We start from the raw sequence: 25,558 nt of genomic DNA on the forward strand, positions 1-25,558 counted from the left end.
ACCGCACGAAATTACTTCGCTGTCGTCGCTATCGCCGCAACTCTGCTCTGGCTAACATAACTGTCCACGCGACCTAGTGCACGCTCGACAGTCGTCCTGGTCCCCTTCCAGGCCGGGCAGAATGGAGCGGCCTCCGGACGGGAGCGGAGGCAAGGTCGAAAACCCGCGTGTTCTGCGGCAGCGGCGCTGCGATAAAACCTCACATTCCGCGAGAGCGGCGTTCGCACCGGGCAGACGGGCCGGCAATACACCCCCGTCGTCTTCACCGCCACAAACACCAGCCCGTCCCACGCCGGATCGCGGCGCCGAAATGCTTCATACTGTGCGGCGAAGTCGAGCATGCGATTGCTATAATGACCATCGCCGCAGGTGGCGAGCCACTCCGCAAGATCGGGTCCGAAAACGACCGCCGCCAGGACGGTGCGCGCTCATAAGGATAGAGCATCGGATTTCGATTCCGAGGGGCGGAAGTTCGAATCTCTCCGAGCGCGCCAGTCTCGAGCGGGGTAAACCAATATCTGCGCACGCGCGCCGCAGCAGCGCGGCCTGGGATGGACCGCGACTACTTTTCGACTTCGACGACGTACCTCCGTACGACTTTGACCGCCTTATCACGCTGCGGTGCAAGGTCCGCCCAGGCTTTCGACTTGTAGAACGCTACGGCGTCATCCAAGCTATTCCATTCGACGATTCCCACCCCTTTGGGGGCTGGCCCACCGTCTATCTCAACAATCCGTCCGGCCGCGGTGCGCAAAGCGTGACCATGGGCTGCTTCTATCGCCTTCCGGGCGGCAGGCAAGTACGCGGCTTGGGCTGAAGCATCGAGGATCTCAATTTCGCCGACGGAGTAAGCTTTCGGCTTAGCTCCTTGAGCGTGGAGGCCTTGGACCGCGATAGCTCCAATTGCGACGCCCGCTAGCAATACCATTGCGAGTTTGGAACTAGATCTCATGGCGTTTCCTCCGATTTTGCAATTTCAATCGAAGACGAATGCCCCCTAGCCGTGTGTCGGAATGGCCAACTGAAGGTTCAAAGCAGAGGGGCTGCTAATGCGCAAAACGCTTGCTGTCCCTAGCGGATGTACGGAGGAGCGACGCAAGCGCTGACAACACCATTTGCAAGACGCCATCTACGATTTTGGATCTTGCACGCTGTTGTATTGCCGTCATTCTAACGACAACAGGCCGGCCGGCTTGAAGCGTAGGCTTCGGCAGTCACGCTTCCTCCCGCCAACGCGATCACGGAACCCGCGGTCTATTTTCCTCATCCGGAATGGCAGTTCGCCTACGACATGGACAACGGGGTGCCCGTCGCCAACCGGAAGAAGCTGCTCGACCGCCCCACAACCGACAGGATGAAGATGCTGGGCTTCCATTGGCCCTGTCCCGGCCTGGGCTTTGCCGAGCGGAAGGGCACGGGATATCAATATGTGCCGGCGGCCTGACGAACCGCCTTCCCGACATCGTCGGTGGCGAAATCCTCCCGAGGCAGTTCGCAAGCGGCGCCGCAATCTGCGAATTCTCCTTGAAGCTTCAGAGCGTATCCGATAAAGTTACAACTATTGGTCGATACGTTTGCTGTTGATAGATATTGCAATCTCCGAGAGTGCGATGCAGCGCTGGCTGATTTCAGGCGCATCGGGGCAGTTAGGCGGTCATATCCTCCGTGCGCTCTCGCATCGTCGTCCTGACGACTATGTGCATGCGCTTGGCCGTGCCCCGCTGCCGGGTGCCCATGTCACCGAATGGGTGGATCTCAGAAGCGGCGCGGCTTTGATGGAGTTGCTGCAACGCGCGGCGCCCACGCGCGTCCTGCACCTTGCTGCAGTGCCGCCGGTGGTCGCCGAGTCCAATCCCGCCTCCTGCCATGCGCTCCACGTTGGCGCCGCGATGAGGATGGCGGCTTACGCCGCCTCCACGAACGGCTGGATGCTGTATGCCTCGTCCGATTTCGTGTGGGACGGAAACGGCGGGTTCCACGATGAAGGCGATGTGCCGCTTCCGGCGAACGTCTATGGCCGAAGCAAGCTTGCCGGCGAGCGTGTCGTCGCAGAGCACGGCTGTGGATTGGTCGCCCGCTACTCGCTGCTGTTCGGTTTCCCGGTCAATCAGCGCCAGACATCATGGACCACGATCGCCGCACGCCTGAAGCGCAACGAACCGGTCGCCGCGATAGACAACGAATGGCGATCGGCAATCAGCCTGGCCGACGCTGCTTTGGCAACAATAGAGCTGGCAGCGCAGCGCCATCATGGACTCGTGCACATTTCAGGCTCATCCGCGATGACGCCGTACGAGATCATCAGCATGATGCGCCAGGAGATGAACTCGGTGTCTGAGATCCAGCGGGTCTCGCGGGCCTCGTTCAGCCCGAACATGATCCGGCCGCGCAACGTCACCCAGTCGAACAGCCGGCTGAGGCGCCTCCTTCCGGGATTCGAACCCATGCCTTTACGCTCTGCTCTGCGCACCCCACGGGGCGCGGTGCCGCGCTTTTCCGTGATCATTCCGGTGTATCACGGAGCCGACACCGTGGGGCGGAGCCTGGCTGCACTTGCCGATCAGCAATTCGATGACGATGACGGACTGCAAGCGAGCGATGTCGAGGTGCTGCTGGCACTGAACGACGGCCGACCAGACAGCGAGGCGCCGGCGGAGGCGCATGTCGCGAGCCTGCGTGCACGGAACTTCCACGTGCGATTGCTACGGACCCCGCCGACCCGCCGCGCCGCCATAGCCGCGGCCGAGGCGGTGGCGGCTGCCGGCAGCCATCGCCTCTATCTGGACCAGGACGCCAGATTATCTCCGCACGCGCTTTCCGCCATATTTGCAGCGCTCACGACGAGCACAGGCATTCAATTCGCCGCGCCTCGCGCGCGGTTCGATCCCTCCCCTTCCCTGGTGGTGCGCGCGTTCTGCCGCTACTGGTGCGCTTTACCCTATTGCGATGCTTCGCCCGTCACCATGGGCGCCTATGCGGTGTCAGCCGAGGGCCGGCGACGTTGGGGCGCGCTCCCGCAGCTCGCTTCGGACGACAAGTTTGTCCGGATGCTGTTCGCGCCGAAGGAGCGGCTGCTGCTGACGTCGGAGAGCTATCATGTGGTGGCGCCGCAAGGCTGGCGCGAGCTGATCCGAGCCCGGCGCCGCTACCTGCGTGGTAATCGCGAACTGGCGCGCGCGTCGCACCTTGCTCCTCCAGATCCGGTTCCACGTTACAGGGGCGTGCTCAGGCCGCTGTTGCGACCGTCGGCCTGGTTCGACTTCGCGGTCTTCGTCGCGGCCTATGGGGCGACCTGGCTGGCGGAAAGCGTCGGGGCGCGAACGATGAGACCATCGTGAACCGCGCCCTTGATGTCGTCATCCCCGCAGGTGGCGATCCTGGGCTGCTTCTGCGATGCCTGGTTGCACTTCGGTGCGACGGCAACGAGATTGACCTTAGGGTGATCGTGGTGGCAAACGGGCCTGCGTTAAGCCAAAACCAGGCGACCGCCCGGTCATTGCTGACGGCGTTCGAGAATGAACGCCAAACATTGATCGTCGTAGCGAACACCTGTCCCGGCAAGACCGCAGCGCTCAATCGGGGCGATCGCGAACGTCGCGGCGGGGCGGTCCTTTACCTTGACGCTGACACCATCATTCTCCCTGGCACCTTGGCCGCGATTGTCGCGGGCCTGGCCACCGATGAGCCGCTTCTCGTCGCGCCTCCCATGGTGCTGGTTCGGCCGGAGGGCCGACTGGAGCGCGGGTTCGCCTCGGTGTGGCCGCGTCTCTCCGGGATGGAAAACGACGTCGTCGGGGCCGGCCTCTATGCCACGAACGCGGCGGGCCGCCGCAGGTGGCGCGAGTTTCCCCTGATCGCGGCGGACGATCTGTTCGTGCGCTCGCGCTTCGCGAGAGGCGAACGAAAACTGCTTGCGGCGGGCGGCTTCCTGTTCAACATCCCACAAGGATCGGATCTGCTCCGCGCCAAGCGCCGATGGGACCACGGCAATCGCGCCCTTGCAGGACTGCACGATGTTCAACCAGGTAACCTGCCCAAGAGGTCGTTCCGGTCCCGGTTGGGCGATGTCGGGCGGCTCTGGCGAGAAGGCCCTGGCCTCGCCTGCTTCGTACTGCTTGCGCTCTCGGCACGGCTCACACGAGGCGAGAGCGATGGTGCCGCCGCGTGGATCGGGCCAAAGCCGCGGCCGATTGCACCAATCGCACCACGCCGGCCGCACATCGGCATATGCATCGTCACGCATAACAACGCTGACGAGATCGAAGCCTGCCTCGCTTCGCTGAAATCCCGCTGGTCCGATCTTTCGATTCGAATCGAGGACAACGCGTCGGTCGACGGCACAGTCGATCTGGTTCGACGAACCGGATGCCGCACGAAGATCACAGCGAACCTCGTCAATCGCGGTTTCGCCGCTTCGGTCAACCGGCTAGCCGCCGATTTCGGTGAGGAAGTCGACCATCTTCTGCTCGTCAATCCGGACGTCGAACTGGCAGCCGACGCGATCGATCAGTTGATCGCGGCCTCGCTGGCGAGCGAGACGGAGGCGATTGTCGGCGGACGGATGATGCGGCACGACGGCAGCGTCGACCCGACCAACTGCCTTGCCGAACCGTCGCTCCGGCAATCGATCGCGTTCGCATTGGGCCTGCGGCGCTGGCCCTGTTGCGGGTGGCTCGATCCGGATGCGCTCGGCGGCTGGTGCCGCACCGGTATTCGAACAGTCCCCGTGCTCACCGGAGCGACGCTCCTGATCAACCGCGCATTGTGGGACCGCTTGGGCGGGTTCGATGAGCAGTACTTCCTCTATGGCGAAGATGTTGACCTGTGCATTCGGTCGAAAAGACTGTCGAGCGCCACGCTATTCACTGGCTTTGCGCATTATGTCCACCGAGGCGGCGCGAGTTCGGCAGGCGACTCGCAGCGATGGGTCGCCATCCTGCGCGGCAAGGTGAGCCTCTACCGCCAGCACTTGCCCTCGCTCGCAAGCAGATTAGCTCGAGGGCTGCTGCTGTGCGGCGTAGCACTGCGCGCAATGGCTGAAACATCAGGGCTCGCTCGTACAAAAATATGGCGAGACCTGTGGCGGAACCGCGACCTGTGGCGGCGTGGGTGGCCGCCAAATAGCAGCGTGGCTGGCGCCGCAGCTACGTGACAGCCGCGTTCATGCCGCCGAGGTGTCGATCTGGCGGCGGATCACCCGCCGCACCTCCGCATTCGACAGGAACAGATCGTGGTTGATGATGCCCCAGCCCGAGTCGGACGCATCGACCACGCGCACGCCGAGCTTCTCGATGACGGCCTTCTCGGCGGCGCCGACGCGTGTCATGCCGCCGGCGAGCGACCCCGAGAGTGCGAGCGCGCGGTCGTTCGTTGCGGTGATCACCGTGATCTTGCGGGCGAGCGGCCCGATGCGGTTGATGGCCGACGAGAACACGTCCATGTCGATGTCGGGCGAAGCGAACACCACCGCCCCGATCCTGCCGTCAACGGTGTCACCATATCGATCATGGAGCTGGCGCAGGCTTTCGAGCGCCAGCATCGTTCCCATGCTGTGCGCGACGATGTGGACGCGGCCGACGCCCGGAGGCGTTACGATGGCCTGAAGCACGCGCTCGAAATCATCGCGGGACCACATTGCGCTGTCGCGATCGTAGGCGTAGTCGAACAACCCCGCCTTTGACGGCCAGGAGAACACCATCGTCTGGCCGCGGAACCGGATGCCATCGGAAAGGTGGGCCGCATCGAGCGCCGCCGTCTCGAACGTCTGTTTGAAGCCGTGCACATAGATCAGGACGTCTGATCCGCCGCCGCCGACCTGCCCGAGAAGATCGCTGACGTCGCCTGAAACCGGCTCGACCTGATCAATACGCCAATCGCCGAGCCCTGCTGCCGCCAGGGAGAAACGACTTTCGTCCGGTGGCACCAGCTTCGCCCGTGCGACGGTCATCGCAGAGGCCCGATCCGGCCCGAACCAAGGCTTCGCGCGCCCGCCTTTTACGGGCTTGCGCGTGGTTGCGACAAGCAGCGTGGGGTCCACCGACAGCGACGATGCATCGTAGCGCGCGCCGGTCGCGCCCAGGCTGGCGCAGCCGCCGAGCGCGAGTGCGCCCGCAGAGGATGCAAGCCCGCCCAGCAGAGCACGGCGGGACATCATGACTTCGTTTTGCAGTAAATGTCGGACGATCACGCGGGACTTCAGAAGCCGCCTCCGTAAGACCCGCCCCTCACGAATTTCCTGAATGATGATGGCGGCGAGAAAAGGGCGGCAGCTTCAGGCCGGGACGTCGCGCAAGACCGCCGAACGGCGTAGATGTGTCGATTGCGGCGCGGAACCGGTCGGAACCCGGCGAAGCAAAGTTCCCTTGTGGCCATTCCAGTGAAGCCTTCGACCGCCTCACGCAGCGAGCCTTCGACGAAGGCGCCCGTCGTCCTGCTTATCAATGAGAGCAATCTGCCTAAAGCATCACGAGCTGGACCACACCATCTTCGAGCTCGCCGCGAGCAAGTCTCGCGCGAGCGATATGCTCGAACTCGGTTCGATGCCTGTGCAAGTAGCTGAGAGCTTGGTTCTGGGTCCGAAAAGTCGTCCGAAGACGGCATGCTTGCCTGGCCGGCCCGACCGCCAGCGAGAATGTAATGGTTTGCCCTGACTCGGTGGTGGATACCGTCCCCATGCTCTTCGCCATGTGTCCGCCTACTCCATAGGAAATGAGCGTCAGATGGTTTTCGCACTGCGCCGCTGGGCGCCGGAAGTCAATGGAGTTTGCCTTAATCGAAGCGGCTCGTCTCGGTGCCCATCGGCGATGAGAGTAGCTTAGGCGGTCGATAGTCCATTTCGACTCAATACCCGGCCAAAGTATGTTCCGTGCCGTTTTGCCGAAGCGCCCTAAGCCTCCCGCTCGCGAGCGCAAACCCGCACGTGTTGCGATCCTCAATGCGAGCTGGTGGCCAGTCCTGCGCAGTCGCGCTCGATCGAGTTCCGGGGGTGCTCACGGGGGGGAGCACCCAGACGGAAGGCGTTCACAGTGGGGCCACCGTGATTTCACGGAATCCAAATCAGACTGCAATACCGCTAAGGTTGCTTTGCCGGGGCCAATTTCATCCCGAACAGATTTATTAACCGGCAAGGGCCGCTGAGAAATCAGCGGCCCTTTCGTTTCAGTGCCTCGGCGCGACCGGAATGCGGCGTTCAACCGGATCTGCCGAGCCGCAGTTTGCTGGGCCTGACGCCATAGCGCCGGAGCAAGGCTCTGCTCAGCGCTCCCTCCGACTGGTAGCCGACATCGGCGGCAATCACGCAAATGGGGTCGTTCGTGGTCATGAGCCGCTGTCGCGCGAAGCCGAGACGCAGTTCGGTGAGGAAGGCGAGCGGCGCCAGTCCGGCCAGCTTGCGGAACGACCTGACGAGCGTTGCCCGGGATGCCGCGGACGCCTTCGCCAGAAGATCAAGCGTCCAGTCGCGGGCGGGCTCCCGCAGCATCGCAAGCACCGCATGCGACGTCGAGCGATGGGTCAGAAGCGCGAGAAGACCGCTAGCCGGCGGCGCCTCCTTGAGATGTTCGCGCAGCATCATCACGAAGAGCGCCGTTGCCAGATTGGTCGCGATGATCGCGGAGCCGGTCTCGTTCGAATCCAATTCGTCGCTGATGCAGATCGCAAGCATGTGCAATCGCTCGGCCAGCGGAAGCCGGGTCGAGCGCAGCACGACAAAGTTCGCAAGCGCGGCGATAAGGGCTTGCTCGGACGCAGCTTCGCCCCGCAATACGCCGCACACGAGCTCGGTGTCGTAGGCGACGCCCGGGGTCGATTTCGTGCGAATGGCGTTGCGGAATTCGGTCACGATGCTGCGGATGGTGCCATCGGTCGAAACCGAGCGGACCACATGAGCGTCACCGTGCGGGAGCAGCAATGTATCGCCAGCGCCAAGCTTCACCGGACCGTGACCGGTCACCTCGAACACGCAATGGCCGCGGGTCACGATATGAAACTGCGCCCCGCCGGACGCCTCGTGGGCGAGACCCAGGTGCCGCCGAACCTGCAGAAATCCTGTAATTCGGGTTTGACACGCAAGAACGGCGTCAGGCTGCTTAACGGATCATCGCTTTCGTTTCTCGCCATGGTCGCTTGCATCGCTGCCAGATGTTGATCCGGGCGCCCATGCGAATGCGTCGCGCGGGCATCCAATTTTCCACCGGCCTCTGCTTAGGTTCTTCCCAGACCGCACGAAACAACGCTGCCCGCTTCCGGGGCAAAGCCGTCAGAGATTTTCCAATCCCGAGAGCATTCATGCTCACCCTGCCCCAACTCGTGATGTCGCGGCGCGGAACGATGGCTGCTCTTGCTGATTATATCGGATAACAGTCCTCACGGTTACCGATCATGATCTATGCACTCAGCATCATCCTGATTCTAATGGCGGCAGCCGCCAGCGCTGGCGTCCTGATTGTTGCCGGGCTCGACGCTGATATGGGGTCGCACAGAAGCAACGATTGACCAGCGTTGCCTCAATGTGAACCAGGACACTCCCGAACAGGCTGTCACGACAAAGACCCGCGACTTCACGGAATACATTCACAGCAAGCGCGACGCTCACGAATTTGCAGCGGGCTGTCCTGCGGCATCGTGGCAAATGCACTCATGGAATCCGGCGTGCAATTTGGAAAGAACCGGAACAGCCGCTTCGACATGCTGGCGCTCGCTTTGGAACCAATCTAAACGGCCAGTATTCTCCGCTGTAATGGCGGATGGCAGTCACCCGCAAGACGGAGTTGCTGACGATGCAAGATCGAGCCGTGCAATCGGACGCCAAGCTTCAACCGCTGCCGGAAAAAGTGTCGGTGACATTGACCGTCAACGGAACAGAGAGGCGCTTTTCGGTCCTGCCCTGGGTCTCGCTTCTGGATGCGCTCAGGGATCACCTCGATCTCACCGGCACCAAGAAGGGGTGCGACCACGGCCAATGCGGCGCATGCACCGTGCTTGTCGACGGTCGCCGCATCAATTCGTGCCTGACTCTCGCAGTGATGCGGGACGGCGCACACGTCACCACCATCGAGGGACTGGCAGCCAATGGCGCGCTGGACCCGTTGCAGCAGGCTTTCATCGACCATGACGCTTTCCAGTGCGGCTATTGCACGCCCGGGCAGATCTGCTCCGGCGTCGGGTTGATCGCCGAGGGACGGGCCAAGACCCCTGACGAGATCAGGGAATTCATGAGCGGCAACATCTGCCGCTGCGGCGCCTATCCCAACATCGTCGCCGCGATCCAGCAGGCGATGGGGACCAGGCCATGATCCCATTCCAATATACGAAAGCAAATAACGTCGCCGACGCCGTGCGGCTGATTGCGGCCACTAGCGGCGCAAAGTTCATCGCCGGCGGCACCAATCTGCTCGATCTCGTGAAAGACAATGTCGAGCGGCCGACGACGCTGATCGACATCTCCCGCCTGCCGCTCAGCTCGGTCGAAGAGACAGCATCGGGAGGCTTGCGGATCGGCGCGCTGGTGCCGAACTCCGACCTTGCCTGGCATCCGCTGATCGAAAAGCGCTATCCGCTGGTGGCAAGCGCAATTCTTGCCGGCGCCTCGCAGCAATTGCGCAACATGGCTTCCACCGGCGGCAACCTGGTGCAGCGGACGCGATGCGCCTATTTCTATGACACGGCCACGGCCTGCAACAAGCGGCAGCCGGGCTCGGGCTGCTCGGCCGTCAATGGCATCAATCGCGGGCACGCCATCCTCGGAGCGAGCACCTCCTGCATCGCGACGCATCCGTCCGACATGTGCGTAGCGCTCGCCGCACTCGATGCCACCGTGCACGTGACGGGCCCCAACGGCGCGCGCGCCATTCCGTTCGCGGACTTCCACCGCTTGCCCGGCGATACCCCGCATATCGACACCAATCTCGGGCCGGACGAGATCATCACCGCGGTCGAGGTGCCGGCAAAGGGCTTTGCGACCAACTACTCCTACCTGAAGATCCGTGACCGGATGTCCTACGCCTTCGCGCTGGTCTCGGTCGCGGCCGCGCTAGAGCTCAAGGACGGCACGATCCAGGAGGCGCGGCTCGCGCTTGGCGGTGTCGCCCACAAGCCATGGCGCGATTCGGCGGCCGAGGCGGCGCTACGCGGACAGGCCGCTGAGGAAGCGAGCTTTGCCCGCGCCGCTGATCTGCTGCTTCGTGACGCCAGGCCGCAGGCGCATAACGGCTTCAAGATCGATCTCGCCCGGCGGGCGATCATCCGCACACTGACGCAGGCTGCGCAGGGCACGCCGCAATCGCAATCGAACAAGACGATCCAATGAGCATGGTCAACAACACCGCGAAAACCTATACCGGCACCGCCACTTCGCGCGTCGACGGCCGCGCCAAGGTCACCGGCGCCGCCAAATATGCCGGCGATTTCAACGAAGGCGGCCTCGCCTATGGCGCGGTCGTGGAGGCGACCATCGCCAGGGGCCGGATTGCACGGATCGACGCCAGCGAGGCGCGGAGCGTACCCGGTGTGATCGACGTCGTCACCCACGAGAACAGGCCGCGGGTCGCCGACAGCGATAAAGCCTGGAAGGACGACGTCGCGCCGGAGGAAGGTTCGCCGTTCCGCCCGCTCTATGACGACGCGATCAAGTTCAACCAGCAGCCGATCGCGCTGGTCGTGGCGGAAGAATGGGAAATCGCACGGTATGCGGCATCGCTCGTCCGCGTCGACTATGAGAAGCAGGCGTTCGTCACTGACGTCTATCGCAAGCGCGACGATGCCATCGTCGTCGAGAAGCCCGACAAGCCGCGCGGCGACGCCGCAAAGGCATTTGCGGCGGCCGATGTCCGCCACGACGCGGATTATTTCATCCCGACCGAGCATCACAACCCGATGGAATTGTTTGCGACCACGGCGATGTGGGAAGCCGGCGGCCCGCTGACGGTCTACGACAAGACCCAGGGCGTGCAGAACGTGCAGCAGTATCTCTGCAGCGTGTTTGAGAAGAAGCCGGAAGAGATCCGCGTGGTCTCGCCCTATGTCGGTGGTGCCTTCGGTTCGGGCTTGCGGCCGCAATATCAGGTGGTGCTGGCGGTGATGGCGGCGCTGAAGCTTCAGCGCTCGGTGCGGCTGGTGCTGACGCGCCAGCAGATGTATGGACTGGGCTATCGTCCGGCCACCATCGAGCGGCTTGCGCTCGGCGCGCGGCGTGATGGCACGCTCGATGCGATCACGCATGAGGCTGTTGGCACGACCTCGCAGTTCGAGGAATTTTCGCGCAACGACACCGGCTGGTCGGCCCTGCTCTACACCTCGCCGAACGCGCGATATGAACATCGCGTGGCGCCGCTGGACGTGCCGACGTCCTGCGACATGCGCGCCCCTGGTGCTGCGACCGGTGTCTACGCGCTGGAGAGCGCGATGGACGAACTCGCGGTCGCGCTGAAGATGGATCCGGTGGAGTTGCGGCTGCGCTGCTATTCGGACCGCGACCAGAACGAGGACCTGCCCTACACCAGCAAACGCCTGCGCGAATGCTATCGCGAGGGCGCCGCGGCCTTTGGCTGGGACAAGCGCAAGGCGGAACCGCGCTCGATGCGCGATGGCAAGACTCTCGTGGGCTGGGGGATGGCCTCCGGCGTTTGGGAGGCGCTGCAGATGCCGACCGCGGTGCGTATCGTAATGACCGCCAACGGCCACGCTGAAGTCTCCTGCGCGGCCTCCGATATCGGTACCGGCACCTATACGATCATGGCCCAGGTCGCGGCCGACAGCCTCGGTCTTCCGATTGAAAATATCAGCGTCAAGCTCGCCGATTCCACGCTGCCCAAGGCACCGGTCGAGGGCGGGTCATGGATAGCGGCCTCCGCCTGCCACGCCGTGATCGCGACCGCGAGCGAGGTTCGGAGCGAGCTGTTGCGGCTGGCTAAGCTGATGAAGGGCTCACCCCTCGCCGACACGGTCGAGGAAGACGTCGCCCTTTCCGACGGCAAGCTCGTCAGTCGGACGCAGACCGACCGCGGGGTTTCGATCTCCGACATCATGCGGCATGGCGCGCTGGAGCGGATCGAGAAGGAAAAGACCAACCAGTTCGCCGACGACAAGGCGCACGCCAGGAACACGCATTCGGCCGTATTCGCCGAGGTCAAGGTCGATGAACAGCTTGGCGTCATCAGGGTCACCCGCGTCGTCAGCGCAGTCGCGGCTGGCCGCATATTGAACCTGAAGACCGGACGCAGCCAGGTGATGGGCGCCGTCGTCGGCGGCATCGGCATGGCGCTGCATGAGGAGACGGTCTACGACCACGGCCTCGGCCGTATCGTCAACCATGACATCGCCGAGTACCATGTGCCCGTCAACGCCGATATCCACGACATCGAGGTGATCTTCGTCGACGAGCCGGACAGCCTGATCAACCCGCTCGGGATCAAAGGGCTCGGCGAGATCGGCATCGTCGGCGTCGCGGCAGCCGTCGCCAATGCCGTCTACCACGCGACCGGCGTGCGGGTGCGTGACCTACCGATCACCCTCGACAAGGTGCTGGAGCGCCGAAAGGCGGCTTAGAGCGTTTTCGAGCGAGGCATGCCCTCGGACTTGATCCGAGGGTGGACACCGGTTCGCGTGAAGAAAACGCGTCAAAACAAGAATCCAGAGCTTCGGTTCTGATTCCATCAGAACCGAAAATGCTCTCGGCCCTCCTTTTGGGGGGCTGGGGGCCGGGGGGCCGGCCGGAGGCTCCGTCCCGCTGGACAGGAACCGGAAAATCCGTAAAGAAACATGGCCTGTCGGAGCGGCGTTGCGCCCGCTTGGACGGGCGCACAAGCGCGAGTAAACAACGTTGGGTTTTGGGGCGATTCCAGCGGTCCGGTTCGATCCGTTCGGGCGCCCTCTCCGGTCCCGCCATTTCGGACAATTCGATATGAGAAAGATCATCCTGGCGCTGGCGCTTCTGTATCCGGCCGCCGCGCTCGCCCAAGGTACGACCCCGCCGGCCGCCCCCGCCAGTCCGCCCATGGTCGGCGACAAGCCCCTGATGCAAGTCGGCGCCAAGAAGACGGCGGCGAAGAAAGGCGAGAAGGGCAAGCAGCCATCCGTCGCGCAGAAGCTCCAGGCATGCCAGGAGATCGATGACGGCACCAAGGAGCGGCTGACCTGCTATGACGAGGTCTTCGCGCCGCAACCCAAGCCGAAGCCGGCCGCGGCCAAGGCCGTCAGCGAGTGCCGGTTCGTGAAGGAAGAGGACGAGCGGCTGACCTGCTACAACGGCTTTGCCGACAAGATCCCGAAGCTGCCGCAGTAATCCGGCCGCAATCCGGTTACCAGGTGCCCCAGCCGCCGAAGAAGCCGAAGCGCGACTGCTGCGCCACCCGCATCGGCCGCTGGCCCATGAACATCGGCTGCTGACCCATATACATCGGCTGACCCGCGTACATCGGCTGGTAGGCCCGCGCCCTGGCGACCTTATGCCTCTTCGGCGCCTGCGGCTCGTGCTTCTTGGCGTCGGCCGGGACGTATTGGGCGAAGGTCTCGCGCTCGCGAGCCTGGGCAACCGAGGACTCGGCACCGGGCGCTGGCGGAAGCGGCGCGGCAGCCATCTGGGTGGCGGGAGCCGGCGGCACGATGGTCGGGAGGCTGGTGTCGAAAACCACCCGTTCCGGCAGCTTCTGGGCAGACTGGATGCGGACGGTGGACTTGTCGATGCCAGGCGCGCTGTGGCTTGCCGTGGCGGCGTCCTGCGGCACCAGAGCGTCGACTGCGTATAAGGCCGCGAGCAAGGCTCCGCCGACATAAAGGAAATAACGCGTCACCAACATCACAAACAGCTCCCCCGCGCGATGACGCGGTTTAATCGCCTAATGGCGATATAGGGAGTTAGTTCCTGGCCACACGCTACGGGTTCAACCGAAACGTTCACTTTTTCGGGACGCTTGAGCTAGAGCAATTTCGAGCGAGGCGTGCCCTCGGACTTGATCCGAGGGTGGACACCGGTTCGCGTCAAGAAAACCCGTCAAAACGAGAATCTAGCGCTTCGGTTCTGATCCAATCAGAACCGAAGCTCTAGGCTCGGCTTGCCGTGACCAGGGAACACTTTGCCTTATTTGCATTGATGTTCACGAACCCGACCAGAATGCCGGCGTAAGTCTTGCGGCTCTTCATGTTGATGGTGTCGCTGATCACGCGCCGGCGGTCGGTGAGATGCGTGCCGTCGGCGCGGGCAAAGGCGCAGGCGATCTCGATATCCTTGACCGGATAGTGGTTGGCATTGCGCAGCGTCAGCCAGACCAGCGCTTTCGAGCCGAGGCCGCCGCGGCGCCAGAACTGGCGAGAGATCTTCAGCCCATCGATCGGCGCCCGCTCGACCGTGACGGGCTCGTTGGTGGTGGCAGCCGGCGCCTCATCGTCGACGACATCCTCCGCCGGTGCGATCGCTTGCTCGACTGGCGCAGCCGCCTGCTCGGTCGGCGCAGTCGCCTTATCGAGCCAAACGACCTCCTGCTGAGAAGTCGAGGGCGGCGACGCCACGGCAACTGATTTGTTATTGGCATCGCTGGGATCGGGGAGCATCAGCCATCCGGCAGATCCGACGATGGCGAGGACGGTGAGCAGAACCAGCTTGGCGCCAAAGCCTCGAAACGACCACCTGCCGATGCCCATGGCCATGTCCTCACCCGCGTGACAGCGCTTCCTGCCTGCACGCAAAGCCGCTCCGGCGGATCACCGCACGGCTTGAAAGGGACGCGCTGCTGTACGGAAACCACCGCCAGTCAATTAACCATCCGCCGAAACTACGGTTCCAAGCTCTCCCGGCAAAATTGCGGCAGTACCTGCGACAGGATGGCCTTGTGGATTCCGAGCCGGTAGATTGCCGCACCAGCGGATCGCGCGGTTAGAGCATGATCCGAATGTGGAAACCGGTTTTCCTCGCGACAAACGCGCAGCATTTGCGTGGGAAGATCATGCTCAAACAAATCATCGAGCAAGATGGGAGATGAAATGCCGATAGAGGTTACCTGGGACCATATCCACCTGCGCACCCCCGATCCCGAAGCAACCGCGGCATGGCTCCGGGACGTGCTGGGCGGCGAGATCATCCGCAATCCCGGTCGCATCGACGTGCAGCTCGGCGGCGCCAAGGTGTTCATCGCGCCGGTCAAACCGGGCGACGGCGTCAATGCGCCGCCAGTGACGCCCTATCAGGGCCTCGACCATTTCGGACTGGCGGTGAAGGACATCGACGCGGTCGCCGCCGAGATCAAGGCAAAGGGCGTCGAGTTCACGACGGAGCCGACCACGATCCGTCCCGGCGTGCGCATCTGCTTCATCCGCGGCCCGCAGGGCATCTCGATCGAGCTCCTGGAGCGCGACAAGAAATATGCCTGACCGTGCGACGTGCGCGTCGAGCATTTTCGGTTCTGATGGAATCAGAACCGAAGCTCCAGATTCTTGTTTTGACGCGTTTTCTTCACGCGAACCGGTGTCCACCCTCGGATCAAGTCCGAGGGCATGTCTCGCTCGAAAACGCTCTAGCGGTCAGGTCATGCTGCCGGGCATGAAGCAGCGGATCTGCAGTCCGAGATAGCCGCGGATCGGCCACACCATCGTGCGCCCGTAGCGGTTCGGCTCGGTGATCACGGCATCATCGGGCACGTCGATCCATTCGCCGTCGATGCGCACGCGATAATGTCCGTCCTTGGATTCCCAATCGACGTCGCTCACCGCGGTGCCGTCAGCGTCGGAGCAGCACGGCCCCTTCCCGCTCCTCAAACTGTCGAACCATTGCTTGAGCGGCGAATTGGCGTAACGGCCATCGGGATCGCGCGCATGCACAAGACTTACGGCGGCGACCGACAACAACGCGACCAGACTCAATGTGAGTGGGACTCTGAGGCGGACCGTTCGACGATGGTCCGTAATTTCACGGATGGAACCTGTGAGCTCTGCGCGTAGGCGCGCGAAAATGCGGCCGGAATCGATCCAGTTCGTCACCTGTCTCTCGCTCCTGCACCCACCGGCCGGTGCCGACAAATGTTATGCATTTCGCGGGCCAAGTTGATTCGCCAAGCGCTGTCAGCGACAACGTCGTCATCGAGACGTCGTTCACCAATGGAATCATTTCGGGTTCGCACGGCATCGAGCGACGCATGGGCAACCTGCCACGTTGCGCCGGCCATGCCGCTTTGGCATAAATTCTGAACCGGCAGCCCTTGGGCGAAGGGGGCCGGCCGCGGGGCACTATGAGAAACGGCCTGTATTCTATTCACGTCACCCTGCTCGACGGACGCGTCGGCAAGGGCAGCGGGGTGATCGTGTTCCGCGACGGCCAGATTGTCGGCGGCGATGCCTATCTCTATTACACCGGCACCTACACCGTGAAAGGCAACACCTTCAAAGGCGAAGTGCTGGTGCAGCGACACACCACGCCGCGCGACAGCGACAACCCGCTATTCGGCGGACCTGCGCCGGTCGGCATCGGCGTCACCGGAACTTTCACCGCCACGCAGGCGACGATGAGCGGAACCGCGCTGGTCGGCAAAGCCAGCCAGATCTTCGGCGCCACGCTGCGCAAGCTCGTGGATATCGATTAGCGCATCACGCCATCAGATTGAGACGATCTGACTGCGGGTTCACTTCACCTCTCCCACTTGGGGGGAGGTCGGCGCGAAGCGCCGGATGGGGGCTCTCTCCCCACGATCGAACAGCGCGATTCGTGGAGACACCCCCCACCCCAGTCCCCCCGCAAGCGGGAGAGGGAGCACAAGCTGCGCGTTCGCCTCCATTGCAAAGCTGATTACTCTGCGGCCTGCTCCACGGGCGCGACGCGCGGCAGGATGATCTGAATGCGGGTGCCGCCGCCGGGCTCGGAGTCGAGATCGAGACGGCCCCCTAAGCGCGTGGTGACGATGCTGTAGACGATGTGGAGCCCGAGGCCGGTGCCGCCCTGGTCACGGCGCGTCGTGAAGAACGGATCGAAGGCGCGGCGGCGCACGTCGAGCGACATGCCGCAGCCATTGTCGGAGAAGATGACCTCGACATTGTCCCTGCCGGAAGCGCGAACCTGGATGTCGACGATACCCGGCTTGCCGTCGGGAAAGGCGTGCGCGACCGAATTGAGGAAGAGATTGGTGAGCACCTGGCCATAAGGGCCGGGATAGGAATTCATGATCAGGTTCGGCTGGCAATCGACATTCAGCGTCAGATTGTGCTTGCGCAGGCCCGGCCTCAGACTCATCACCACCTGCTCGGTGAGGTCGCCGAGGTCGAAGTTGCGCTGATCGGAATAATTGCGGTCGGCGGCGACCTGCTTGAACGACTGGATCAGCTCCGCGGCACGGTTGAGATTGGCGACGAGCTGCGAGGACGCATCGCTCGTCGTGGCAAGGAAATCGTTCAGGCTCGAACGCCGCAACTCGCCGCGCTCGACCTGCGCGGCAAAGGTCGCCGCCTTGCGCTCGAGCGCGGAGGCGACGGTGAGGCTGATACCGACGGGATTGTTGACCTCATGCGCGACGCCCGCGACCAGCCGCCCGAGAGCCGCGAGCTTTTCCGCCTCGATCAGCGAGTTCTGCGTCTCGCGCAAATTGCGTAGCGCCGCCTCCGCAGCGTCGCGCGCTTTCCGCATCTCATGCTCGCTGCGCTTACGCTCGCCGATGTCGAGCGCCACCGTAACGATGTTCTCGATCTCGCCGTTGATGTCGAGGATCGGCAATTTGTTGACCAGCCATTGCCGCATGTTGCCGGCGACGTCCTTGTACTCCTCCTCGTAGAAGCCGAGCTCCGTTCGCCCCGACAACACCCGTTTGTCGTTCTCGTCGGTCTTTGCAGCACCATAGCGTGCCATCAGCTCACCGGTGGTATGGCCGAGCGCCTCGTGCGCCTCGATGCCGAAAATGCCGGCCATGTAGCGGTTCATCAGGACGTAGCGCAGATTGCGATCCTTGACGTTGATCACGGCCGGAACGGTGTCGATCACCATCTGCAGCAACTGCCGGCCTTCGGCGATCGCGTCTTCGGCCCGCTTCTGGTCGGTGATGTCGCGCACCGTGCCTTCGTAGCGGATCACCTCGCCTTTCTCGTCGCGCACCGCGCTCGCGCTGTCGGACAGCCACAGCACCGCGCCGCTGCGGGAACGGACCTGATATTCGTAGTCGCGCACCATGCCGTCGCGGTCCATCAGCCGCTGGTATTCGGTGCGCGCGGCCGGATCGACATAGACATTGGAGGCGACGTCGTCGATGCCGTTGATCAGGTCCTGCGGCGTGGCGTAGCCCATCATCCACGCCAGCGCCGGATTGGCATTGAGCAGCGCGCCGCCCGGCGTCGTCACATAAATTCCGTCGATGGAAGATTCGAACAGCTTGCGATAGCTCTCTTCTGCAAGCCGCTGCTCGGCGAGCGCGCGCACCGCTGCTTCGCGCGCGGTATCCGCATCGACCAGCGTCTTCCGGAATACCTCGGCGGCGCGGGCGATCTCGCCGATCTCGTTGTCGACGTCGGTTGCCGGGATCGACGCGCTCTTCTCGCCGGCTGCGACCGCGCGGATCGACTTGGTGATTGAGGCGAGCGGCCGCACGGTGCGGCGGACCACGAGCAGCGCGGCGAAGATCCCGATCAGCACGCCGGCCGAGCCAAGCACGATGCTCTGCCATTTCGCCTCGGTAAGCGTGCGCGCGAAATCCCGCGACAGGACGTGACCGCGGCGCGAACTGAGTTCGCGCAACAGCTCGGTCACGCGCTGGATCAGCCGTCCCTCGGTGCCCAGCACCTCACGGTCGATATCGGCGATCTGGCGTTCCCGGATCGATATTGCGACGACCGCGTCGGCGTAATTGTTCACGGCCGTGCGCAGCGCCGGCTCAGTGATGGTCATCGACCGCATGCTCTGCGCCGCCTGCTCGGCCGCGGACGGGTTGTGGGCAAGCAGCGCGGTGGCGATGCGGCCCTGGGCCTGCAGCAGGGTGGACGCAGTCGCGGAATCGGACGTTTCGGCTACCGCCTTTTCGAAGGCCTCGCGCAATGGCGGCAGACCGATGATCAGCTCGGCGCGGCGGTTGATCAGCGCCGAGATGCGCTCGATACCGCCGCGGTAGGTGGCGAGGCGCTCGGTCACGCCGTCGATCATGTCCTGCTGCTCGGGGGCAAGCTCGATCCTGGTCTTCTTCAGCGCCTCGCCGAGCGCGCTGGCGGCCTCGCCGACCTGGATCGTCTGCGTCCCGGGATCAGTGACGAAGTCGCGTGCCGCAAGCCGCAGCTCGTTCATCCTGCGATCGATATCCTCGGCCAGGTCGCCGACGCTCTGCAGCCGCTGCAGCTCGCCGAACGTGGCGTCGATGTGACGGATCGCGATCACGCTGGCGGTCGAGGTGATGATGATCACCGCCAGCACCAGGAGGAAGCTGCCGAAAGTAAGCTGACCGATCGACAGCGCGAACGGTCGCTTCTGGGGCGGATTCGGCGGCAATTCGGAGGTCATGCGAAGGGGGGCCAGGCTGAAATCGACCCCAATATACGACGTAATTCGGCTCCGTGGAAACCGGGCCCGAACCCCAAAGCGGGCTTTGCGCCCCTCCAGTGGCCTCGCGGGGGCCCATCGATAGGCACGTTGAGAAAGCTGGCCACAGGATACCGCCCTTCAACGGCGCAGCCTGGAAGGCGGAGGCCTTGTGCCGGGGAGACGGGCCGCCGCGAAAGCGAACACAGCGCCTCCATCGGCGCACGACACAACCTTACATTGCCATCCAGACCACGCATAGACCAAACGACAGAACAGACGAAACGATCGTTGGTCAGGGCGGCAGCTTGCATCCAACTATTGCGCCTGCTAGTCGTGCAATCTTTGATAGTGGGGGATTTTATGGGGCATCGTTTTGCGAAGTTGCTATCGTTCTTGAGTTTTCTTACCGTCGCCACGCCTGTCAGTGCCGCTTGGGAAGATCAAGTTGATTGGACCAGGCCTCCATCGAGAAATTCGAAGGTTCAAAGTCTCGGCCTTTACGCCGTCGAGGTCCGATGCACTCCACGCGGGGGATCGCTTGAGGGCGTGACGAACGCATGGACCGGCAAGACACGCAGCCTTCTCGTGTTGATTACAAAATCTGTCGGCACAGGCACTCCCGCCGTGGACAAGCTCCCGAGCGATGCGATCGGAGCTGTTCAGGCCTATAGCGCGAGCAGCAAGGACTGGACGTCGTACGATTATCGGGACTGCAAGAAAGATTTCCTCGTCCCAGGCTCGAAACTCGCTTTGGTCGCAGTGAAGAACGAAAGCGACGATCCAGCCAGCGGCCCGATTGGCCAGTTTGTATCTGGTCTGCTCGGCATCGTATCGCCGCTGTTCTCGTTCTTCACAGGGCAAGCCTTGCCGACTGCGGTCGCCTCGAAGATCACCAACTTGCAGTCCGCGGCCGACCCTTTCAGCAAGTTGCTCGGCGCGCTGAAATCGGGAAGTACCCAGACGAGACCGGTCGATGTCTTGCGGACCGGGACCTACCGCTACGTCACCGACTATGCTGCCATTAACGTGACGATCCGATCAATCGAATCGATCGTGCTGGACAGAAATCCAAGCTTCCGCGACGATCTTCGCGCTCAGGTGAAGGCTGCGCCAGACAAGATTGACGCAACCAAGCTCGAGCAAAGCTGCCGAGCTGCCCGTCTTGGGATCTCGGACCTCGGTTTCCGCTCCACCCTCGATATTGCCTATGGAATGATTGCGCTTGCCGGCAAGGCCGGCATCGACAATGATCAGACGGTGCAATGCCTTTCGCGCGATTACGCGACAGCGATTACGAGCCGCAGAGATCAGGACGGTCTAATCTGGAAGGATTTTCAGGCCGAGCAAAAATTCACCCAACATGACGTTGACGGAATTCTTCCAGTCATCGATCGAAGCAGCATTCAGCCAAAATTCAGGGTGATCGCTTCCAAGGTCGACGATCTCGTCACTTCTCTCGCCCAATACGCACGCAACAATCCGCACCCTAAGCAAGCGACCGACCATCTCACCACTCTTCTTGCCGAAGATATTGCAGTCGTCGACAAGACCTCGGATCTGGTCGCCGGTGGCAACGGTTCTTACAAACGTTTCGATTTTATCAATAAGCTCACCGACGAAAATACTCAGCCTCCTCCCGAGCGACGATACATCCGTTTCGGCTGTTACGAAGAAGCGAAAGACACGACAGGACTGTTCATCGACGGAGCGTCATCTATTTTTCTTGTCTTCAAGGCCAAGAATGATGACACCACCGTATCGTTTGAAAACGTGCTCGCAATGAAGCCCATGTTCGGCACGGACTCGAAAAACATCACTGGATTGATCGTTTCTTCGGACCGGGCATGGATCAACAAGGTGCTGACGAACTGGAATTACGTCTGCGGAGACTTCTCCATTAAGAGGCCCACATAGTCCGTCCGGGCTGAGCAGGCGCGCCGCTGGCGATTAGATCATGATCCGATTAGACGAAATCGGTTCATGATCTAATCTCTTTGTTGAGCATGATCTTTTTCGGAAAACCGGTTTCCACTTTTCCGGATCATGCTCTAGCCGGCGGAGCCGACCTCGAAGACCTCCCCGTCATAGCCGGCCTCGAGCGGGATACGGAGCTGGCGGCCGGTGGCGGTCTTGGTCATGATAGGCATCACCGTGACGATGGATTTGCCGCGGCTGTCCTGCAGCGCCTCTCCGACGCTGGCCTGCTTGCCGAGCCTGATCAGGTTGCGGGTGGTCGGGAACGGCAGCTTGAAGCGGCCACTCTCCCCGCCCTCCAGCGCCTCCCGAGGGGAAACCCAGATCGAATCTGTGGATTCCCTGCCGTCATGGGCGCCGAGCTGCTCCGGGGGCGCTGCGGCAAGGAAGAACCAGGTGTCGAACCGCTTGGACATGCCTTCCGGCGTGATCCAGTGCGCGTAAGGCACGAGTTCGTCCAGCGCCAGCACCATGCCGGTCTCGGCCAGCACGTTCAGGAAGCTGGTCTTGCCTTCGCAGAGCCGGCTCCGATGCGCGAGCTCGATCTCGTGGGCCCGTCCGGCATCCACCAGCTCGCTCGATCCCTTCGGCCGCGCCAGCAGGATGCCGCTCTCCTCGAACGTCTCGCGGATCGCGCCGATGCGGAAGCTGAGCGCGCTCTCGTCGAGCCCCTCGCCCGCGGAATAGAGCGCGTGGTTGGCGATGATCTCCTTGTCGCCCTTGTCGACACTGCCGCCGGGAAACACCAGCGCGCCGGAGGAGAAATCGATCTCGTAATGGCGCACCATCATGAAGATTTCGATTTCGCGCCGCGCGGCGGCATCCCGCAGCAGCAGGATGGTGGAGGCAGGGCGCGGCGTGACGATCTCGGCCATGGCGGCTCTCTCCTCAGGACCTCATCCTGAGGAGCGGCCATCGGCCGCGTCTCGAAGGATGATGCGGAAACATCCGGGCCTCATGGTTCGAGACGGCGCTGTGCGCCTCCTCACCATGAGGTGTAAGAATTCAGCCTGCGGCGCTGGACTGCGGCTGCAGGTTGGCGCGGCGGTCGACGCGGGCCACGCGCGACAGGAGGTAATCGACCTCCGCCCTCGCCTGCGGCGTGATCACGGCGCCCGGCTTGCGCTGCGCGCTGGAGGCGATGATGCCGCGCTTCTGCAGCACATATTTGCGCACGGTGAGCCCGACGCCCGGCTGCTGCTCGTAGCGGATCAGCGGCAGATGGGCGTCGAACAGATCATGCGCGGCGTCGCGTTTGCCGGCCTTTGAGAGCTTGACCACGTCGATCAGGAGCTCGGGGAATGCGTAGCCGGTCATCGCGCCGTCGGCGCCGCGCTCCATCTCGAAATCCAGGAACAGGCCGCCATTGCCGACCAGGATGGACAGCGGCCGCAGCGAGCCGTCCTTCTGGAAATTGCGCAGCGTGGTGATCTTCTCCAGGCCGGGCCAATCCTCATGCTTGAGCATCACGCACGATGGGCTGTCCGTCACGATCTTGCGGATCACCGCCGGCGTGAACACCACCGTGAGCGTCAGCGGGTAATCCTGCAGCACCCAGGGAATGTCGTCGCCGATCGCTTCCTGTGCCTGCTTGAAGTAACCGATGATCTGGTCGTCGGTGCGCAGGTGCGGCGGCGGCGCGATCATGACGCCGGCGGCGCCGGCATCCATCGATGCCTTGGCCAGCGATCGCATCGAGGCGAAGCCCGGCGCGGAGACGCCGACGATCACCTGCAGATCCTTGGCGCGCTTGATGAAGCGAAGTGCGACCTGCTCGGCCTCGGCTGCATCCAGCTTCGGCGCCTCGCCCAGGATGCCGAGCACGGTGACGCCGTCGCAGCCGACCTCGGTGTAGAAGTCGCTGAGCCGGTCGATCGAACGCTCGTCGATGCGGCCGCCATCATGGAACGGCGTCGGCGCGATGGCGAAGGTGCCGGCGGCCTGGGCGGTGAGCTTTGTCATTCGTGCCTCTATCCTCTTTCGTCATTCCGGGATCGTCCGAAGGACCAGACCCGGAATCTCGAGGTTCCGGGTTCGCGCTGCGCGCGCCCCGGAACGACTGTGTAACTCAAAACCGCCGCGCACCCATCTTGATCTGCTCCTCGGAGAAGAAGATCTCGTTGGCATGGGCGACGATATCCTCGGCTTTCCAGCCTGTGAACGGCGGCTTCCAGCCTTCCATTTCCATCATCCGCATCTCCCGCACCCCACGCGGGCCGGAGACGCCGAGCACCTTGCCGGTCTGGTCGCCTGACAAATCGCTGACCATGTATAGCACGGCCGGCGCGATGCCGTCCGGGCCAAGCGCGGCACCCGGGTTTTCTTTATAGCGGGGCAGGTCTGCTGTCATGCGGGTCAGCGCGCCCGGGGCCAGCGTCCAGACCCGGATGTTGTATTTGCGGCCCTCGATCGCGAGCACGTTGGAGAAGCCCCAGATGCCGCCCTTGGCCGCGCCATAATTGCTCTGGCCGAAATTGCCGATCAGCCCCGAGGTCGAGGAGGTGTTGACGATGACGCCGCCGCCGTTCTCGCGCATCCAGCGGAAAACCGGCAGCGTGCAGCAGAAGGTGCCTTTGAGATGCACCTTGATCACCCTGTCCCAGTCGGCCTCGCTCGATTTGGCGAAGGTCTGGTCGCGCAGGATACCCGCATTGTTGACGAGGATGTCGGCGCGGCCGAAATTCTTGATGGCATCGTCGAACACCGACTGGCCGCCTTCCAGCGTCGAGATGTCGGCCCCATTGGCGACCGCGCGGCCGCCCTCGGCCTTGATCGCATCCACCACCTGCTGCGCCATCGACTTGTCGGCGCCCGAGCCATCGCGCGGGCCGCCGAGATCGTTGACCACCACCGCCGCGCCCTCGCGTGCGAATAGTCTTGCGTAGGCCTCACCGAGCCCGCCGCCCGCGCCGGTGATCACCGCCACCTTGCCGTCGAGTAATCCCATGGTTGCTTCTCCCGTTTTGTTTTTTCTTCCTCTCCGTCATGGCCGGGCTCGTCCCGGCCATCCACGACTTAGGCGCCATTTGCAACAAAGAACGTGGATGCCCGGGACATCTAGCGCGAAGACGCGCTTCGCGCTTTTGCCCGGGCATGACGAGATAACTCAGAGCGCCTCAACCACGGCCGACTAGCCCAGCACCGTCTTGCCGTTGCGGATCACGGTGACGCCGCGCGATTTCACCTTGGCCTCGAACGAGATCACGTTGCCGTCCTTCCAGAGATCGATCGTCACGGTCTCGCCGGGATAGACCGGCGAAGAGAAGCGCGCGACGTGCTGCTTGAAGGCGGACGGATCGTAATCGGCGTAGGTTTGCAGCACGCCGCGGCAGGTGATGCCGTAGGTGCACATGCCGTGCAGGATCGGCCGCGGGAAGCCCGCTTTCTTCGCGAACTCCGGATCGGAATGCAGCGGGTTGCGGTCGCCGCAGAGGCGGTAGATCAGCGCCTGGTCCGGGCGCGTTGCGATGTCGACGGTCCGGTCGGGCGCGCGCTCGGGCACCTTGTGCGGCTCGGGCTGGCCCTCGGACGGTCCGCCAAAGCCGCCGTCGCCGCGGGCGAAGCGCGAGGCGACCAGCGTGACGAGCTTCTCGCCCTTCTCATCCCTCAGGATGGTCTGGTGGCGGATCACCGCGCCCTTGTCCTTGCCCTTGTCGAACACGTCGAGCACGCTGGAATCAGCGGTGATGTTTGCGGCCGTTGCGAGCGGGTTGTGGAAGCTGATGTCGCGCTCGCCATCGACCACCAGCACGCGGTTGAGGTTCATCTCACCGGGGCCGGCGCCCCAGGCCGCCACTGATGCGAAGGTCGGCACGACCTTCAGCGGACGCGGCGTCAGCGTCGCTTCATTGACGAAAGCGAGTTCGCGCTCGTCCATGGGATCGGCGCCCATGCCGATGCCATAGGCGTAGAGCATCACCTCGCGATCGCCGTAGCTGTACTTCTGGCCGAGATTTTTCAGGGCCATCAGTTGCTCGTAGTTGATCGGCATTTCTCTCGTTCCTCCCGATTCCTTTTCCATCGGCGCTAGTTGCTGTGAGCAACCGGCGACATAGGTAACAGTTCAGACCGACGACATAGGTAACACAATTCTCGTTTAGTTCAGGTCTGTTG

General features: G+C 63.1%; 22 protein-coding genes and 1 tRNA gene. 11 read left to right on the plus strand and 12 right to left on the minus strand.

From position 1 onward, the window contains the following. Positions 1-11: 11 nt before the first annotated feature. Entirely contained in the window at positions 12-341 is a 330-nt protein-coding gene (locus AC5ZGW_RS40200) for an Ada metal-binding domain-containing protein (RefSeq protein WP_496114079.1), read from the minus strand. An 81-nt stretch (positions 342-422) separates the two neighbouring features. Between AC5ZGW_RS40200 and AC5ZGW_RS40205 the strand changes: the two genes are divergently transcribed. Next, a tRNA-Arg gene (locus AC5ZGW_RS40205) sits at positions 423-494 on the plus strand. Positions 495-562: 68 nt separating this feature from the next. Here AC5ZGW_RS40205 and AC5ZGW_RS40210 read toward each other — a convergent pair. Continuing rightward, the gene (locus AC5ZGW_RS40210; RefSeq protein ID WP_130228670.1) at positions 563-952 is read right to left on the minus strand and encodes a DUF1330 domain-containing protein; all 390 of its coding nucleotides are present in this window, start codon (positions 950-952) and stop codon (positions 563-565) included. Positions 953-1,291: 339 nt separating this feature from the next. Between AC5ZGW_RS40210 and AC5ZGW_RS40215 the strand changes: the two genes are divergently transcribed. The 3 genes from AC5ZGW_RS40215 (at position 1,292) to AC5ZGW_RS40225 (ending at position 5,152) form a co-directional block, all read left to right on the plus strand. Then, positions 1,292-1,444, plus strand: a complete 153-nt coding sequence (locus tag AC5ZGW_RS40215; RefSeq protein WP_165435448.1) for a hypothetical protein — start codon at positions 1,292-1,294, stop codon at positions 1,442-1,444. A gap of 166 nt (positions 1,445-1,610) precedes the next feature. Beyond that, positions 1,611-3,338 carry a sugar nucleotide-binding protein gene (locus AC5ZGW_RS40220; RefSeq protein ID WP_130228669.1) on the plus strand — a complete coding sequence of 576 codons (1,728 nt, stop codon included), beginning with the start codon at positions 1,611-1,613 and terminating at the stop codon, positions 3,336-3,338. Then, on the plus strand, positions 3,335-5,152 hold the full coding sequence (locus AC5ZGW_RS40225) for a glycosyltransferase family 2 protein (protein ID WP_130228668.1): 1,818 nt from the start codon (positions 3,335-3,337) through the stop codon (positions 5,150-5,152). Before AC5ZGW_RS40220 ends, AC5ZGW_RS40225 begins: the two co-directional genes overlap by 4 nt. A 9-nt stretch (positions 5,153-5,161) precedes the next feature. On the opposite strand, the gene AC5ZGW_RS40230 is transcribed toward AC5ZGW_RS40225, so the two are convergent. After that, a complete protein-coding gene (locus tag AC5ZGW_RS40230) occupies positions 5,162-6,151 on the minus strand; it encodes an alpha/beta hydrolase (RefSeq protein ID WP_165435447.1) in 990 nt (329 codons plus the stop codon). Between the two features lie 1,038 nt (positions 6,152-7,189). Further along, entirely contained in the window at positions 7,190-8,053 is an 864-nt protein-coding gene (locus AC5ZGW_RS40235) for a cupin domain-containing protein (protein ID WP_474418725.1), read from the minus strand. Positions 8,054-8,777: 724 nt separating this feature from the next. On the opposite strand from AC5ZGW_RS40235, the gene AC5ZGW_RS40240 reads away from it, so the two are divergent. The 4 genes from AC5ZGW_RS40240 (at position 8,778) to AC5ZGW_RS40255 (ending at position 13,279) form a co-directional block, all read left to right on the plus strand. Continuing rightward, on the plus strand, positions 8,778-9,293 hold the full coding sequence (locus tag AC5ZGW_RS40240) for a (2Fe-2S)-binding protein (protein ID WP_456645506.1): 516 nt from the start codon (positions 8,778-8,780) through the stop codon (positions 9,291-9,293). After that, positions 9,290-10,306, plus strand: coding sequence for an FAD binding domain-containing protein (locus AC5ZGW_RS40245; RefSeq protein ID WP_130228666.1), 1,017 nt, complete (start codon positions 9,290-9,292; stop codon positions 10,304-10,306). Before AC5ZGW_RS40240 ends, AC5ZGW_RS40245 begins: the two co-directional genes overlap by 4 nt. Then, the gene (locus AC5ZGW_RS40250; RefSeq protein ID WP_245474952.1) at positions 10,303-12,543 is read left to right on the plus strand and encodes a xanthine dehydrogenase family protein molybdopterin-binding subunit; all 2,241 of its coding nucleotides are present in this window, start codon (positions 10,303-10,305) and stop codon (positions 12,541-12,543) included. The genes AC5ZGW_RS40245 and AC5ZGW_RS40250 overlap by 4 nt, the downstream gene beginning before the upstream one ends. A gap of 355 nt (positions 12,544-12,898) precedes the next feature. Beyond that, complete coding sequence (locus AC5ZGW_RS40255; RefSeq protein WP_028164047.1) at positions 12,899-13,279, plus strand: hypothetical protein; 381 nt, start codon at positions 12,899-12,901, stop codon at positions 13,277-13,279. Positions 13,280-13,295: 16 nt separating this feature from the next. On the opposite strand, the gene AC5ZGW_RS40260 is transcribed toward AC5ZGW_RS40255, so the two are convergent. After that, complete coding sequence (locus AC5ZGW_RS40260) at positions 13,296-13,793, minus strand: hypothetical protein (RefSeq protein ID WP_028164048.1); 498 nt, start codon at positions 13,791-13,793, stop codon at positions 13,296-13,298. A gap of 244 nt (positions 13,794-14,037) precedes the next feature. After that, complete coding sequence (locus AC5ZGW_RS40265) at positions 14,038-14,634, minus strand: hypothetical protein (protein WP_245474951.1); 597 nt, start codon at positions 14,632-14,634, stop codon at positions 14,038-14,040. Between the two features lie 339 nt (positions 14,635-14,973). Here AC5ZGW_RS40265 and AC5ZGW_RS40270 point away from each other — a divergent pair, with 339 nt between their 5' ends. Further along, positions 14,974-15,360, plus strand: a complete 387-nt coding sequence (locus AC5ZGW_RS40270) for a VOC family protein (RefSeq protein WP_130228665.1) — start codon at positions 14,974-14,976, stop codon at positions 15,358-15,360. A gap of 150 nt (positions 15,361-15,510) precedes the next feature. Here the strand turns inward: AC5ZGW_RS40270 and AC5ZGW_RS40275 are convergent, their stop codons facing one another. After that, the gene (locus AC5ZGW_RS40275; RefSeq protein WP_245474950.1) at positions 15,511-15,849 is read right to left on the minus strand and encodes a hypothetical protein; all 339 of its coding nucleotides are present in this window, start codon (positions 15,847-15,849) and stop codon (positions 15,511-15,513) included. A 365-nt stretch (positions 15,850-16,214) separates the two neighbouring features. Here AC5ZGW_RS40275 and AC5ZGW_RS40280 point away from each other — a divergent pair, with 365 nt between their 5' ends. Continuing rightward, a complete protein-coding gene (locus tag AC5ZGW_RS40280; protein WP_028164051.1) occupies positions 16,215-16,565 on the plus strand; it encodes a GrlR family regulatory protein in 351 nt (116 codons plus the stop codon). Positions 16,566-16,768: 203 nt separating this feature from the next. Here the strand turns inward: AC5ZGW_RS40280 and AC5ZGW_RS40285 are convergent, their stop codons facing one another. Then, positions 16,769-19,450 carry a PAS domain S-box protein gene (locus tag AC5ZGW_RS40285; protein WP_130228664.1) on the minus strand — a complete coding sequence of 894 codons (2,682 nt, stop codon included), beginning with the start codon at positions 19,448-19,450 and terminating at the stop codon, positions 16,769-16,771. A 381-nt stretch (positions 19,451-19,831) separates the two neighbouring features. Between AC5ZGW_RS40285 and AC5ZGW_RS40290 the strand changes: the two genes are divergently transcribed. Then, positions 19,832-21,385, plus strand: coding sequence for a hypothetical protein (locus AC5ZGW_RS40290; protein ID WP_130228663.1), 1,554 nt, complete (start codon positions 19,832-19,834; stop codon positions 21,383-21,385). Positions 21,386-21,519: 134 nt separating this feature from the next. Here AC5ZGW_RS40290 and AC5ZGW_RS40295 read toward each other — a convergent pair whose 3' ends face one another. The 4 genes from AC5ZGW_RS40295 to AC5ZGW_RS40310 form a co-directional block, all read right to left on the minus strand. After that, complete coding sequence (locus AC5ZGW_RS40295) at positions 21,520-22,320, minus strand: NUDIX hydrolase (protein WP_130228662.1); 801 nt, start codon at positions 22,318-22,320, stop codon at positions 21,520-21,522. Between the two features lie 130 nt (positions 22,321-22,450). Continuing rightward, positions 22,451-23,407, minus strand: a complete 957-nt coding sequence (locus tag AC5ZGW_RS40300; RefSeq protein ID WP_130228661.1) for a dihydrodipicolinate synthase family protein — start codon at positions 23,405-23,407, stop codon at positions 22,451-22,453. 106 nt (positions 23,408-23,513) lie between these two features. After that, positions 23,514-24,392 carry an SDR family oxidoreductase gene (locus AC5ZGW_RS40305; protein ID WP_130228660.1) on the minus strand — a complete coding sequence of 293 codons (879 nt, stop codon included), beginning with the start codon at positions 24,390-24,392 and terminating at the stop codon, positions 23,514-23,516. A 183-nt stretch (positions 24,393-24,575) separates the two neighbouring features. Continuing rightward, positions 24,576-25,436, minus strand: a complete 861-nt coding sequence (locus tag AC5ZGW_RS40310; RefSeq protein WP_130228659.1) for a MaoC family dehydratase — start codon at positions 25,434-25,436, stop codon at positions 24,576-24,578. Between the last annotated feature and the right edge of the window lie 122 nt (positions 25,437-25,558).

This window comes from Bradyrhizobium sp. Crot121, assembly GCF_059512385.1.